The organism is Oryzisolibacter propanilivorax, from assembly GCF_900103645.1.
Taxonomy (GTDB): Bacteria; Pseudomonadota; Gammaproteobacteria; order Burkholderiales; family Burkholderiaceae_C; genus Melaminivora; species Melaminivora propanilivorax.
Genome location: NZ_FNHP01000002.1, coordinates 203,305 through 217,202 on the forward strand (window position 1 = coordinate 203,305; position 13,898 = coordinate 217,202).

The 13,898-nt window shown below is 72.5% G+C and carries 12 protein-coding genes; 9 read left to right on the forward strand and 3 right to left on the reverse strand.

Annotated elements, in window-relative coordinates:
- The first annotated feature begins 79 nt into the window (after nt 1-79).
- The 5 genes from BLQ61_RS03675 (at nt 80) to BLQ61_RS03695 (ending at nt 4,455) form a co-directional block, all read left to right on the forward strand.
- On the forward strand, nt 80-1,633 hold the full coding sequence (locus BLQ61_RS03675; protein ID WP_091566817.1) for a YifB family Mg chelatase-like AAA ATPase: 1,554 nt from the start codon (nt 80-82) through the stop codon (nt 1,631-1,633).
- A 54-nt stretch (nt 1,634-1,687) separates the two neighbouring features.
- Nucleotides 1,688-2,074, forward strand: coding sequence for a lysozyme inhibitor LprI family protein (locus BLQ61_RS03680; RefSeq protein ID WP_091566819.1), 387 nt, complete (start codon nt 1,688-1,690; stop codon nt 2,072-2,074).
- A gap of 143 nt (nt 2,075-2,217) precedes the next feature.
- Nucleotides 2,218-2,550: a DsrE family protein gene (locus BLQ61_RS03685; RefSeq protein WP_091566821.1), complete on the forward strand. Its 333-nt coding sequence runs from the start codon at nt 2,218-2,220 to the stop codon at nt 2,548-2,550.
- 46 nt (nt 2,551-2,596) lie between these two features.
- Complete coding sequence (locus BLQ61_RS03690; RefSeq protein WP_175488221.1) at nt 2,597-3,352, forward strand: c-type cytochrome; 756 nt, start codon at nt 2,597-2,599, stop codon at nt 3,350-3,352.
- Nucleotides 3,349-4,455 carry a c-type cytochrome gene (locus BLQ61_RS03695; RefSeq protein WP_091566825.1) on the forward strand — a complete coding sequence of 369 codons (1,107 nt, stop codon included), beginning with the start codon at nt 3,349-3,351 and terminating at the stop codon, nt 4,453-4,455. The genes BLQ61_RS03690 and BLQ61_RS03695 overlap by 4 nt, the downstream gene beginning before the upstream one ends.
- Nucleotides 4,456-4,468: 13 nt before the next feature.
- On the opposite strand, the gene BLQ61_RS03700 is transcribed toward BLQ61_RS03695, so the two are convergent.
- Nucleotides 4,469-5,734: an MFS transporter gene (locus tag BLQ61_RS03700; RefSeq protein ID WP_091566827.1), complete on the reverse strand. Its 1,266-nt coding sequence runs from the start codon at nt 5,732-5,734 to the stop codon at nt 4,469-4,471.
- 64 nt (nt 5,735-5,798) lie between these two features.
- On the opposite strand from BLQ61_RS03700, the gene BLQ61_RS03705 reads away from it, so the two are divergent.
- Nucleotides 5,799-6,689 (forward strand): AraC family transcriptional regulator, encoded by an 891-nt coding sequence (locus tag BLQ61_RS03705; RefSeq protein ID WP_091566829.1) that lies wholly within the window; start codon nt 5,799-5,801, stop codon nt 6,687-6,689.
- Between the two features lie 83 nt (nt 6,690-6,772).
- On the opposite strand, the gene BLQ61_RS03710 is transcribed toward BLQ61_RS03705, so the two are convergent.
- Nucleotides 6,773-9,064, reverse strand: a complete 2,292-nt coding sequence (locus tag BLQ61_RS03710) for a TonB-dependent hemoglobin/transferrin/lactoferrin family receptor (protein ID WP_245703823.1) — start codon at nt 9,062-9,064, stop codon at nt 6,773-6,775.
- 257 nt (nt 9,065-9,321) lie between these two features.
- Between BLQ61_RS03710 and BLQ61_RS03715 the strand changes: the two genes are divergently transcribed.
- The gene (locus BLQ61_RS03715) at nt 9,322-11,043 is read left to right on the forward strand and encodes a nitrite reductase (RefSeq protein WP_091566831.1); all 1,722 of its coding nucleotides are present in this window, start codon (nt 9,322-9,324) and stop codon (nt 11,041-11,043) included.
- A gap of 134 nt (nt 11,044-11,177) precedes the next feature.
- On the opposite strand, the gene BLQ61_RS03720 is transcribed toward BLQ61_RS03715, so the two are convergent.
- A complete protein-coding gene (locus BLQ61_RS03720) occupies nt 11,178-12,077 on the reverse strand; it encodes a DMT family transporter (RefSeq protein WP_091566833.1) in 900 nt (299 codons plus the stop codon).
- Between the two features lie 57 nt (nt 12,078-12,134).
- Between BLQ61_RS03720 and pyrF the strand changes: the two genes are divergently transcribed.
- Nucleotides 12,135-12,959 carry an orotidine-5'-phosphate decarboxylase gene (pyrF, locus tag BLQ61_RS03725; protein ID WP_091566835.1) on the forward strand — a complete coding sequence of 275 codons (825 nt, stop codon included), beginning with the start codon at nt 12,135-12,137 and terminating at the stop codon, nt 12,957-12,959.
- Nucleotides 12,960-12,993: 34 nt separating this feature from the next.
- Nucleotides 12,994-13,893: a LysR family transcriptional regulator gene (locus BLQ61_RS03730; RefSeq protein WP_091566837.1), complete on the forward strand. Its 900-nt coding sequence runs from the start codon at nt 12,994-12,996 to the stop codon at nt 13,891-13,893.
- Nucleotides 13,894-13,898: the final 5 nt, after the last annotated feature.

Genomic DNA, 13,898 nt, shown 5'->3' on the forward strand with positions numbered 1-13,898 from the left:
TGCGGGGCATCCCCGGGCCGCGTGCCGAAGCACGCCCCACCCGCACCGCTTTGGTGCACAGCCACGGAAAACACTGCCCATGAGCCTTGCTTTGGTGCAAAGCCGCGCCCTGCTGGGGCTGGCGGCGCCGCCGGTCACCGTCGAGGTGCACCTGGCCAATGGGCTGCCCAGCTTCACGCTGGTCGGCCTGGCCGACGTGGAGGTCAAGGAGGCGCGCGAGCGCGTGCGCTCGGCGCTGACCAACGCCGGGCTGGAGTTCCCGCACAACAAGCGCATCACGGTGAACCTGGCGCCGGCCGACCTGCCCAAGGACTCGGGCCGTTTCGACCTGCCGATCGCGCTGGGCATCCTGGCCGCCAGCGGGCAGATCGACGGCGCGCGGCTGGACGGCTGGGAGTTCGCCGGCGAACTGTCGCTGTCGGGCCAGCTGCGCCCGGTGCGCGGCGCCCTGGCCACGGCGCTGGCGCTGGCCACCCAGGGCGCGGCCGGCGCCACCCCGCAGATGGTGCTGCCGCCGGGCAGCGCCGAGGAGGCGGCGCTGGTGCCCGGCGCGCGTGTCCACCGCGCCCGCCACCTGCTGGACGTGGTGCGCCAGTTCCTGCCCCAGGCCGCCGACGCCGCGCCGCAGCCGGACGACGACGGCTGGGCGCTGCTGCAGCCGGCCGCCGCCGGCACTGCCGCGCCCTCCGGCCCCGACCTGGCCGACGTGAAAGGCCAGGCCGGCGCGCGCCGGGCGCTGGAGATCGCCGCGGCCGGATCGCATGGGCTGCTGCTGGTCGGCCCGCCAGGCTCGGGCAAGTCGATGCTGGCGCAGCGCTTCGCCGGCCTGCTGCCGCCCATGAGCGTGGAACAGGCACTGGAGAGCGCGGCCGTGGCCAGCCTGGCCGGTCGGTTCGAGCCGGCACGCTGGATGCAGCGCCCCACCGCCGCCCCGCACCACAGCGCCAGCGCGGTGGCGCTGGTCGGCGGCGGCTCGCCGCCGCGCCCGGGCGAGATTTCGCTGGCGCACCACGGCGTGCTGTTCCTGGACGAGTTCCCCGAGTTCGCGCGCAGCGCGCTCGAAGCCCTGCGCGAGCCGCTGGAGAGCGGCCACATCACCATCGCCCGCGCGGCGCGGCGCGCCGAGTTCCCGGCGCGCTTCCAGCTGGTGGCGGCCATGAACCCCTGCCCCTGCGGCTTCTTCGGTGCGCGCCAGCGCGCCTGCCGCTGCAGTCCCGACCAGGTCACGCGCTACCAGGCACGGCTGTCCGGCCCCCTGCTGGACCGCATCGACCTGCACGTCGAGGTGCCGGCGCTGCCGCCCGACGAGCTGCTGGCCGCCCCGCCCGGCGAGGCCAGCGGCGCCGTGCGCGAGCGCGTGGCCGCCGCGCATGGGCGCGCGCTGGCGCGCCAGGGCAAGGCCAACCAGGCGCTGGCGGGCCAGGAGATCGACCGGGCCGCGCAGCTGGACGAGGCCGCGCGCACGCTGTTGCAGGCCGCCGCCACGCGCCTGGGCTGGTCGGCGCGCAGCACGCACCGCGCACTGAAGGTGGCGCGCACCATCGCCGACCTGGCCTGCAGCGGCCCGGTGCAGGCGGCGCATGTCGCCGAGGCGGTGCAGTACCGGCGCGTGCTGCGCGAGGCACACGCCTGAACACCAGCCGCCCCGGCGCCTTCCCCCATACCCCATCCGCACGGGAGCCACCGCATGACCAAGACCATCGCCGCCAGCCTCCTGCTCGCCTGCCTGGCCCTGCCCGCCCACGCGGACCAGCCGGCCTACAGCCCGCGCTACCAGTCGTGCATGGACCGCGCCGGCGGCGTGACGGTGTCCATGCTGGACTGCATCGGCGACGAGCACGGGCGGCAGGACCAGCGGCTGAACCAGGCCTACCGCACGCTCACCGGCCAGCTGGCGCCCAGCCGCAGGAAGGGCCTGGTCGCCGCGCAGCGGCTGTGGCTGCAGTACCGCGACGCCAACTGCGGCTTCTATGCCGACCCCGACGGCGGCACGCTGGCCGGGGTGAGCGCGGCGCTGTGCCGGCTGCAGATGACCACGCAGCGCGCGCAGGAGCTGCAAGACCTGGCGCCCTGACCGCCCTCCTGCTGGACGCCTGTCGATGCCGCGGGTCGGACCACGGCCCCCGGCGGTCATGGACGCCGGCCGACAGACGCCGCCCCTGGCGCACTCCTACGATGGCCACAACAGCCGTCGCGCACGGCGCAGGAGTACCCCCGATGTCCGCCGCCCACCCCTCTCCGCCAGCCGCCACGGCGCGCCTGGTGCTGCATGCCCCCACCCGCGCCGCACTGGAACGCGCGCGCCGCAACGCCGGCAACGCCGCGCGTGTGCTCGGCCAGGACGCCGTGCGCATCGTAGTCAATGGCGACGCGGTCGCGACCACGCTGGACGAGCCGCAGCCCGCCACCGACGCGCTGACGCTGGTCTGCGGCAATACGCTGAAGCAGCTGGAGCGCCAAGCGGACGCACCCTTGCGGGTGCTGCCCGAAGGCGCGGTAGTGGCCCTGGCCACCATGCAGGACGAAGGCTGGCGCTATGTCCGTGCTTGACCCCCTCACCTGCCGCGGCACCGCGGCACTGTTGACCGGCCTGCTGATGGCGGCCGCGGCGCAGGTCCATGCCCAGGCACCGGCAACACCGCCGCCCGGCTCGCCGGCCATCGCCCTGCCGGGCCAGCCCACGCCACCACCCGAGGCAGCGCCGCAAGCCAGTGCCGAGGCCGGCCGGCAGATCGCCGCCAAGGGCTCGGCACAGGGCGCGGCGGCGTGCATCAGCTGCCATGGCGAGCGCGGCGAGGGCGGGGCCAGCTTCCCGCGCCTGGCCGGCACCGGCGCCGCCTACCTGCGCGCGCAGCTGGACGCCTTTGCCGACGGCAGCCGCGCCAATCCCATCATGCAGCCCATCGCCAAGGCGCTGAACGCGCAGGAGCGAGCCTCGCTGGCGCTGTATTACAGCCGCCTGCCGGCCCCGGCGGCGGTGCAGCCGGCGCGCGCCGACGCCAGCCCGGATGACACCGGCGCCTGGCTGGCCGCGCGCGGGCGCTGGAGCGACGGGCTGCCGGCTTGCGCGCAGTGCCATGGTCCGGGTGGGCAGGGCGTGGGCGAGCACTTTCCGCCGCTGGCCGGCCAGCCGGCGGCCTACATCGTCGAGCAGCTCAAGGCCTGGCGCGGCAATGCGCGCCCGCCCGGCCCGCTGAAGCTGATGGTGGCGGTGGCCGCCAAGCTGAGCGACGCCGACATCGCCGCCGTCGCCAACCACTACGCCGGCCTGGGGCAGCAAAGCAGCAGCGTGCCCGCGGTCGCCGCGCCGGCCGTGCCGGCTGCCACGGCACACAACGGGGGCAAGCCATGACCGACCACCGCGTTCCACGCATCCGCGGGCTGGCGCTGTTCGCCGCCATCATCGTCGCCATCGTGCTGGGTGTGGTCATCGCCAGCAACCTTTGGTTCAAGCGCGAGCTGGACAAGCCCTGGCCGCAGGACACCCCTGCCGCCGCCGCGCCGGCCGCCCCTGCGGCCAGCAGTGCACCCGCCAACGCCGCCGCGCCTGCCCGCACGGACACCGAGGATGCCCAGCCCGCACCACCGCTACCCGCGTCCGTTGCCTCGGCCACCGCCCGGGTGGTGCAGCGCACCGCCTTCGCGCCGCCGCCCGAGGCCGAGCTGCCGAATGACGACTTCGGCAAGATGGTGCGCCTGGGCGAGCGCATCTTCATGCAGACCGGCACCTATGCGCGCGCCTACGTCGGCAACCAGCTGAACTGCGTGAATTGCCACCTGGACGCCGGCCGCCAGGCCGATTCAGCCCCGCTGTGGGCGGCCTTCGTGCACTACCCGGCCTACCGCAAGAAGACCGGTGAGGTGGACACGCTGGCCTCGCGCCTGCAGGGCTGCTTTCAGTACAGCATGAACGGCAAGGCGCCGCCAGCCGACAGCGAGGTCATCACCGCGCTGCAGACCTATGCCTTCTGGCTGGCCAAGGGCGCACCGGTAGGCACGCCCATGCCCGGCAGCGGCTATCCGAAACTGAAGAAACCCCCGCAGGCGCCCGACTACGCGCGCGGCGAGCAGGTCTATGCGCAGAACTGCGCGCTGTGCCACGGCGCGGATGGCCAGGGCCAGCGCGTGGGCGACACGCAGGTCTTCCCACCGCTGTGGGGTCCGCAGTCGTTCAACTGGGGCGCCGGCATGCACCAGCTGGGCAATGCCTCGGCCTTCATCCACGCCAACATGCCGCTGGGCCGCGGTGGCTCGCTGACCGAGCAGCAGGCCTGGGACGTGGCCGCGTTCATGAACAGCCACGAGCGCCCGCAGGACCCGCGCTTCACCGGCTCGGTGGCCGAGACGCGCAAGAAATACCACGACAGCGACGACTCGCTGTACGGCACCACCGTGAACGGCCACCTGCTGGGCAGCGGGGGCACCGGCGGCGGCCGCAAGAACGGCGGCGCCTGATGCCGGCGCGGCGTCAGGCGGCTGCCAGCGCCTGGCGCCGGCGCGCCGCCACGCCGATGCCGACGAAGCCGGCCGAGACCACGCTGAGCACCAGCGCCCCCGCCGAACCGAAGAAGATGCCGCGGTTCAGCCCGGCGTCCAGCATCGCGCCGAACACCGGCGCCGCCAGGCTGAAGCCCAGGTCCAGCCCCGAATACACCGTGCCATAGACCCGGCCGGTGGCGCCCGGCGGCGCGGCGCGCTTGATCAGCATGTCGCGCGACGGCCCGGCGATGCCCACCCCGGCGCCCGACACCGCCACCACCACCAGCGCCCACGTCCCCGGCAGCAGCCCGGCGCCCACCAGCGCCAGCAGCGCGGCGGCGGCCAGCAGGCAGATGCTGATGGTCTTCTCCAGCCGCTGCACCCGGCTGGCCAGGAAGCCGCCCAGCACCATGCCGGCGGCGCTGCACAGCATGTAGCCGGTGACCACCAGCGCCGTAGCGGTCAGCGGAAGGCCGTACAGGTTCTGCAGCGCCGGGCTGGCGAAGCTCTGGATAGCCGACAGCGAGCAGGTGCTCCAGAAAAAGAACGAAAAGCACAGCCATACCGCCGGCAGGCGCAGGAAGGCCAGCGGGTGCTCGGCCTGGAAAGCGGCCGCCGCCGCGGCGCTGGCGGGGCTGTGCGCGGCCAGTGGCTGGCGGTCGTCCAGCGCGTCGCGCTGCCACACCATGACGGCCAGCACCGCGAACGCCAGCAGCGCCCCGCACAGGCAGGCCACGCGCCACGAACCGGCGGCGCTGGCGATGCCGGCCATGAACACCGGCGCCGCGCCCCAGCCCAGGTTGCCCGAGATGCCGTGCACCGCGAAGCCGTGGCCCAGCCGCTCGGACGATACGCGCTTGTTCAGGATGGTGAAGTCCACCGGATGGAACGGCGCGTTGCCCACGCCGGCCAGCGCCGCCGCCGCCACCAGCCCGGCGTAGCCCGAGGCGCTGGCCGCCAGCAGCCCGGCGCAGCCGAAGCAGGCCAGCGCGAAGAACAGGATCGGCCGCGCGCCCACGCGGTCAACCACGAAGCCCGACAGCGCCTGGCCCACGCCCGAGACCACGAAGAACACCGACAGCAGCAGCCCCAGCTCGGAGTACGTGAAACCGAAGTCCGCGATCAGGAACGGAAACAGCGGCGGCAGCAGCATGTGGAAGAAGTGCGACGAGCCGTGCGCCAGGCCGATCAGGCCGATGGTGCGGGCGTCCTGGCGCAGCGGGGCGCCGGGCGGGGAAGTGAGGGAAGCGGACATGCGCCGATGGTAGGCAGCCGGCGTTCGGCGCGATTACGATAGCCGGCCAACTTCTGTCGCGATCATGCCAAGACCCTCCACCACGCCCACGCCGCCCGCCACCGCCCCGGCCACGCGCCCGGCGCGCGTGCTGTCGTACGTCGAATCGCTCACCCCGCACCTGTTCGTGCCGAACCGGGCCCGCCCTGTGCGCGCCAAGTTCCGCGCGCTGCGCGCCGACACCCAGGTGCGTCCGCACCAGCATCCCTGGGCGCAGGTGGCGGTGTCCACCACCGGCGTGCTGCGCCTGGCGGTGGCCGGCGGCAGCTTCATCGTGCCGCCGTCGCGCGCGCTGTGGATTCCGCCGGGCGTCGAGCACGCCGTGACCATGGTCGAGGACGCCGACCTGCGCACCCTGTACATCCACCAGCCGGCGGGGCTCTGCGGTCCCGGCGTGCCCGCCGCCCAGCAGGCGCCGTGGCAGCAGTGCCGGGTGCTGGAGGTTTCGCCGCTGCTGCGCGCCTTGGTGCGCGAGATGCCCACCGCGCCCGACGGCGCCCCGCTGGCGTCCGAGCTGGCGCGGCGCGAGCGCCACTTGAGCGCGCTGATCCTGGACGAGCTGCGCCACGCCGCCAGCGTGCGCCTGGGCGTGGACCTGCCGCGCGACAAGCGCCTGCGCCAGCTGTGCGAGGCGGTGCTGGCCGACCCGACGCGCCACGACACCCTGGCCGACTGGGCGCGCGGCACCGGCGCCAGCCCGCGCACCGTGGCGCGCCTGTTCCGCCAGGAGCTGGCCAGCAGCTTCACCCAGTGGCGCCAGCAGGTGCTGCTGGCGCAGGCAGCGGCGCTGGCGGCGCGGCGCCTGCCGATCAACCAGATCGCCGCCGAGCTGGGCTACGCCAGCCCCAGCGCCTTCAGCGCCATGGTGCGCCGCGCCGTGGGCATGGCGCCGGGCAAATTCCTGGGATTGGCATGAAAAAGGCCGCAAGCCCTTTGGATGTATGGGCTTGCAGCTATCAAATTCGATGATTCACTGGCGCATGGCAAGCACGACGGGCGTCAGAAATCCAGCACCACCGACACATGCCCGCTGCGCCCCGGCTGCGTCCAGGCGTCGTTGGTGCCCGACTGCGCCGGCAGGCCATAGACGTCGCTCCACAGCCAGTACCTGCGGTTGGTCAGGTTGTGCAGCGCCAGGTTCACCCGCACGTCCGGGCGCGGGCGCCACTGCACCGAGGCGTCCAGCACCGTCGCTGACGGAATGGTGAACTGCGTGTTCGGCGCCTTCACCGCGCTGGCGCTGTCGATGTCGGCGGCGCGCTTGGCGGCGTGGTGGCGCGCGTCCAGCGCCCAGCCCCAGGTGGCGTGCTCGTGGCGCAGGCCCAGCGCCAGCTGCGCCGGATCGACCGAGTTCAGCGGCTGGCCGGTGGCCTGGTTGCGCCCGCGCGCCTGGCCATAGGCGAAGCTGGTGGCCAGGCGTCCGCCGGCCACCAGGCCCCAGTCGTAGCTGCCCTTGACCTCGAAGCCGGAGATGCGCGCCCGCTCCAGGTTGATGGCCTGGAACACGCGCGGATCGGCGGCCGTGCCGCTGCCCCCGATCAGCGCCGCGTCCTGGATCAGGTCGCGGTAGCGGTTGTGGAACACCGAGGCGTCCAGCCGCAGCCGCTGCAGCCGCCCGCGCACGCCGAACTCGGCGCCCCGGCTCTTTTCCGGGCGCAGGCCGGCGTTGGGCAGGATCACGACCTGCTCGGCCAGGTTCTCGAAGTAGCCGTTGACCTGGCCCGCCTCGGGCGCGCGAAAGCCGCTGGCGTACTGGCCGAACAGGCTCCACTGCGGCGTCGCGCGCCACAGCGCGCCGAACTTGGGCGACAGCGCCGAGCCCGACAGCGACTGCCCGGGCTGCCTGGCCGGCGGGTGAAACAGGGCCTGGCTGGTCACGTCCAGCGCGAAATGGTCGAAGCGCAGTCCGGGCGTGAAGCTCCAGTCGCCGACGATGGCCTCGTCCTGCGCGAACAGCGCGCTGGCCGTCTCGCGCGTGTCCGGGAAGCGCTTGAGCGGAAAGACCTCGGGCGGCGCCGGGTTCAGCCCGTCGTACAGGTTGCCGATGCGGCTGCTGACGTGGTCCACGCCGTAGGTCAGCTGGTGCGCCCAGCCGCCGGCGCGCAGCAGCCGGCCGGCCTGCAGCGCGGCCTGCCAGGTCGTCTCCTGGTAGCGGTTGTCGCGGATGCGCGGCGGCAGCGCCTGGCGCAGGTTGGTGCCAATCTGGCGCGAGTCGGACTGCTGCCAGGCCAGCGTGGCCTGCAGCCGGTCGGCCCAGGCGGTGCCCAACTCGAAGCGCCCGCTCCAGGCCAGGCGGTCGCGCTGCATGCTGCGCTCGGACGCCTCGCCGACCACGGCGGCGGCGACCTGCGCCGGCGTGCCGGCCAGCGGCAGCGGCGCGCGGCTGGACAGCAGCTCGATGTCCTGGCGGCGTTCGATGTGCTCCAGCGTGAACACATGGCGCTGGCCGGCGCCGGGCGTCAGCACCACCTTGCCGAGCACGGCGCGGTCGTCGTCGGTCTGCGGGTTCGGGCGGGTGCGTCGGCTGTCGGGCGTGCCCACGCTGCCGCGGTTGTCCAGCGCGTGCGCGCGCCGGGCACTGGCCGTGAGCAGCCACTGCACGCCCTCGCCGGCCTGCGCCGCCACCGTGCCGGCGGCCATGCGGCCGTGGTCGTCGCCGCTCCAGCCGGCGGCCAAGCGCCCGCCCACCGCCTTGGCCGGCTGGCCGTCCGTGCCGCCGAGGAAGTCCGCCGGCTCGGGCGTGATGAACTGCACCAGGCCGGCCATGCCGTCCGAGCCGTACAGCGCCGAGGCCGGGCCGCGCACCACCTCGATGCGCTTGACCAGTTCCAGCGACAGGTATTCGCGGTCGAACACCGTGGTGCGGAACGCGTAGCTGCGCGGCAGGCGCACGCCGTCGACCAGCAGCAGCACCCGGTTGCCGCCCAGGCCGCGGATGTTGATGCCGGCATTGCCGTCGCGCCCGGTGGCCGAGCTGACGCCGGTGACGGAAAAGCGCGACGGCAGCAGCCGCACCGAGGTGTTGGGCAGCTCCTGCAGCGCCTCGCGCACGCTGCGCACCTGGCCGTCGGACAGCGCGCGCGCGTCGATCACGTCGTAGGACAGCGGCAGCTCGTCGCCCGACTGCTCGTGGCGCGAGCCGCTGACCACCACCTCGGGCAGCTGCGCCGTGGCCACAGGTGCCGGGGCCGGCTGGGCCAGCGCCGCCCCGTGCAGGCAGGCCAGGGCCACGCCCCAGGCCAGCCGCGCGGGCCGGGTGTTGCAGGAGGGGATAGGGCTCGCCTGTCGCATGGAACAGCACTCCGTTCGGGAAAACCAGATGGCGCGGCCATTATTGGCCCCTTGACATCCGTCATGGAATGGTGTGCGTTGCAAAAAATGCATATCGCATGGGCCTTTGATGTGCCTCAACCGCCGGCTGCGGGTTGGCACGGAACATGCCGGCAACACCTCTGGGGGCACGCCTGCCGCAGCCCACCGCAGAGGGCCTGTTGCAGTCGCAGGCAGTGCGTTCCCGGGCCGCGGCACACACGACAAGGAGTCGCCTCATGAAACCCCGCACGCTGGCACGCCTGACGGCGCTGGCACTGTCCACCCTGGCCCTGGGCGCGATGGCTCAGCACGAGAAGGACGTCACCAAGACGGAGCTGAACTACCAGGCCGGCTCCTCGCCGCTGGCCGAGGTGCCGATGTACCAGAGCTCCAACCCCAAGGCGCCGAAAATGACGCAGGCGGAGTTCGACCGCGCGCGCCAGATCTACTTCGAGCGCTGCGCCGGCTGCCACGGCGTGCTGAGAAAGGGCGCCACCGGCAAGCCGCTGACCCCGGACGTGACGCTGCCCAAGGGCACGGATTACCTGAAGGTGTTCATCGCCTACGGCTCGCCGGCGGGCATGCCCAACTGGCAGACCTCGGGCGACTTCGACGAGGCCACGGTGGACCTGATGGCGCGCTACGTACAGCAGGACCCTCCCACACCGCCCGAGTGGAGCCTGGCGGATGCCAAGAACACCTGGAAGGTGATCGTGCCGCCCGAGGCGCGCCCGAAGAAGAAGATGAACCGCTACAACCTGGAGAACATCTTCTCGACCACGCTGCGCGACACCGGCGAGGTGGCGCTGATCGACGGCGACACCAAGGAGATCATCAACATCGTCAAGACCGGCTACGCGGTGCACATCTCGCGCATGTCGGCCTCGGGGCGCTACCTGTTCGTGATCGGGCGCGACGCCAAGATCAACATGATCGACCTGTGGATGGAGAAACCCGACAACGTGGCCGAGATCCGCGTCGGCCTGGAGGCGCGCTCGGTCGAGACCAGCAAGTTCAAGGGTTACCAGGACAAGCTGGCGATCGCCGGCTCGTACTGGCCGCCGCAGTTCACCATCATGAACGGCGACACGCTGGAGCCTTTGAAAATCGTCTCCACGCGCGGCATGGTGGTCGGCACGCAGGAGTACCACCCCGAGCCGCGCGTGGCCTCGATCCTGGCCTCGCACTACAAGCCCGAGTTCATCGTGAACGTGAAGGAGACCGGCAAGACGCTGATGGTCGACTACTCCAACCTGGAGGCCATCAAGATGACCGAGATCGGCTCGGCGCCGTTCCTGCATGACGGCGGGCTGGACGCGTCCAAGCGCTACTTCATGGTCGCCGCCAACAACAGCAACAAGATCGCCGCCATCGACACCAAGGACGGCAAGCTGGCCGGGCTGACCGAGGTCGGCAAGATCCCGCACCCGGGCCGCGGCGCCAACTTCACCCACCCGCAGTACGGCCCGGTGTGGGCCACCGGCCACCTGGGCGACGAGAGCATCTCGCTGATCGGCACCGACCCCAAGAAGCACGGCCAGTACGCCTTCAAGGAGGTTGCCAAGCTCACCGGGCCGGGCGGCGGCGCGCTGTTCGTCAAGACACACCCCAAATCCAGCCACCTGTGGTCGGACGCGCCGCTCAACCCCGATCCGAAGATCTCGCAGGCGGTGGTGGTGTTCGACATCCAGAACCTGGACAAGGGCTACCAGACGCTGCCGATCGCCGAGTGGGCCGGCCTGCCCAACGACGGCGGCGCCAAGCGCGTGACCCAGCCCGAGTACAACAAGGCGGGCGACGAGGTCTGGTTCGCCGTCTGGTCGGCCAAGGACAAGCAAAGCGCCCTGGTGGTGGTGGACGACAAGACGCTGAAGCTGAAGAAGGTGATCAAGGACCCGCGCCTGATCACCCCGACCGGCCACTTCAACGTCTACAACACCCAGCACGACGTGTATTGACGGCCCGCGGCGGGCGCCACCCGGCGCCCGCCCAGGCCCCCAGCCAGCCGCCGGCGCCACCGCGCCGGCGGCTTTTTGCTATTCAAAGCATAGCTGCAGGCCCTTGTTTCATGGGGGACAGAGGCCTAAAACACTCAAATCCCGGCTTTCACGGCCGGCGCCGGTGACGGCCACAGCACCGAGGCGATGGCCACCACCATCAGCAGCACCGCCGTCCAGTCCTGCCAGCGCAGCACCTCGCCCAGCCACAGCGCGCCGCTGAACACGCCGATCACCGGGATCAGCATGACGCTGAGCGTCGAGGCCACCGGCGGCAGCGTGCGCGCCAGGAAGAACCAGGCCACCTGCGCGAAGGCCAGCGCCAGCACGCCGTTGTAGACCACCGCGCCCCAGGCGGCGGCGCCCGGCGCGTGCCAGCGCTGGTGCTCGAACGCCAGCGCCAGCACGGTGAGCACCGCGCAGGTCAGCGCCACCATCCAGAACGACAGCGTCAGCAGCGGCACCGGCACCTGCAGCCGGCGCAGCAGCTGCGTGCCCAGCGCCCACGAGGCGGCCGACACCAGCATCAGCCCCACGCCCCAGCCGCTGGCACCCAGGGCGCCCATCTCGTTCCACAGCAGCAGCAGCACGCCCACGGCGGCGGCCAGCACCCCCAGCCAGCCGCGCCCAGCCAGCCGGTCGCCAAAGAACACGCTGCCGATCACCGCCGAGAAGATCGGCATGGTGTAGCCCAGGATGGCCGCCCGGCCGCTGGACAGCAGCGGGATCGCCAGGATCATCAGCGCGTGCCAGACGACCATGTTCACCAGCGTCAGCAGCAGCAGGCGCGGCCACCAGGCGCGCGGGATGGCGAACGGCTCGCCGCGCTGCAGCAGGATCAGCGCCAGGAACGGCAGTCCCACCCAGAACGACAGCATGCGGAAGGTGAGCGGCGCGATGTCGGCCACGCCCAGCTTCATCATCGGCCAGTTCAGCCCCCAGATCAGGGTGAGCAGAGGCAGGACGACGAGCTGGCGAGAGGTCAGTTGGGGCATGCGCCGATTGTGCGGCGCGCGCGGCGCGGGCGCAGGCGGTGCCTAAAATCGCGCCCCATGAATTTCCTCGACATGCTGCAGGGCGCGACGGCGCGCAACGGCTCGCTCCTGTGCGTGGGGCTGGACCCCGAGCCCCAGCGCTTTCCCGGCGCGCTGCAGGGCGACGCCCGGCGCATCTACGACTTCTGCGCCGCCATCGTCGACGCCACCTGCGACCTGGTGTGTGCCTTCAAGCCGCAGATCGCCTACTTCGCCGCGCACGGGGCCGAGGACCAGCTGGAGCGCCTGATGCAGCACATGCGCGCCAACGCCCCGCACGTGCCGGTGATCCTGGACGCCAAGCGTGGCGACATCGGCGCCACCGCCGAGCAATACGCGCGCGAGGCCTTCGAGCGCTACGGCGCCGACGCGGTGACGCTGTCGCCCTTCATGGGCTTCGACTCGATCGAGCCCTACCTGCGCTACCACGGCAAGGGCGCCTTCCTGCTGTGCCGCACCTCCAACCCCGGCGGCGACGACCTGCAGGCGCAGCGCCTGGCCAGCGTGGACGGCCAGCCGCTGTTGTACGAGCACATCGCCGCCCAGGCACAAGGCCCGTGGAACCGCAACGGCCAGCTGGGCCTGGTGGTGGGCGCCACCTACCCCGAGGAAATCGCCCGCGTGCGCGCGCTGGCGCCGACGCTGCCGCTGCTCATCCCCGGCGTGGGCGCGCAGGGCGGCGACGCCGCCGCCACGGTGCGCGCCGGGCTGACACAGGACGGCCCGATCGTCGTCAACTCCTCGCGTGCGGTGCTGTATGCCTCCGGCGAGGGCGACTGGAAGGACGCCGCCCGCACCGCCGCCTGGGCCACGCGCCAGGCGCTGGACGAAGCGCGCGGCTGACACCCGCAGCGCCAACGGCCCGCCGCGTCCCGCCATGCAGCTCAAATGGCTGGACGACTTCATCGCCCTGGCGCGCGAGCGCAGCTTCACCCGCGCGGCCGAGCTGCGGCACGTGACCCACCCCGCCTTCGGCCGGCGCATCCGCGCGCTGGAGGCCTGGGCCGGCACGCCGCTGGTCGAGCCCGGCAGCGCCCCACTGCGCCTGACCGCGGCCGGCCAGGCCTTCCTGGAAACCGCCGAGCAGACCGCGCGCGAGTTGGCCGCGTCGCAGCACGAGCTGCGCGCCCTGGCCGGCCGCCACGCCCGCACCGTCACCCTGGCCACCGGCCGCACGCTGGCGCGCACCCTGGTCGCCGACTGGCTGCCGCGCCTGGCGCCGCTGCTGGGCGACGCCGGCACGCTGCGCATTCACACCGGCTCGCTGGCCGAGACCGTGCAATGGCTGCAGGACGGCGCAGCGGATTTCGCGCTGCTGTACCACCACCCGGCGCTGACCATCCCGCTGGACGCACGCCAGTTCAGCCACCGCACGCTGGCGCAGGATCGGCTGGTGCCAGTCTCGCGCGCCGATGCGAACGGGGCGCCGCTGCACGCCCTGCGCATGTGCGCCGCGCCGGTGCCGCACGTGGCCCATGCGCGCACGCTGGCGCTGGGGCGGCTGCTGGAAGACCACCTGACCCGCCACCCGGCCGCGCCGCCGCTGCGCCGGCTACTGGAATGCGATTCGCCGGATGCGACGCATGAATATGTGCTGCGTGGGTTGGGGGTGGCGTGGCTACCGTGGTCGCTGGTGCAGGGGGATTGCCAGGGTGGGCGGCTGGCGCGAGCGGGGGATGCGGCGCTGGATGTGGTGTTTGATGTGCGGCTGTATCGACCGAAAAGGCGGTTGGGGCCGTTAGCTGAGATTCTATGGACGGCGATGACGAGTGACTAAATGCT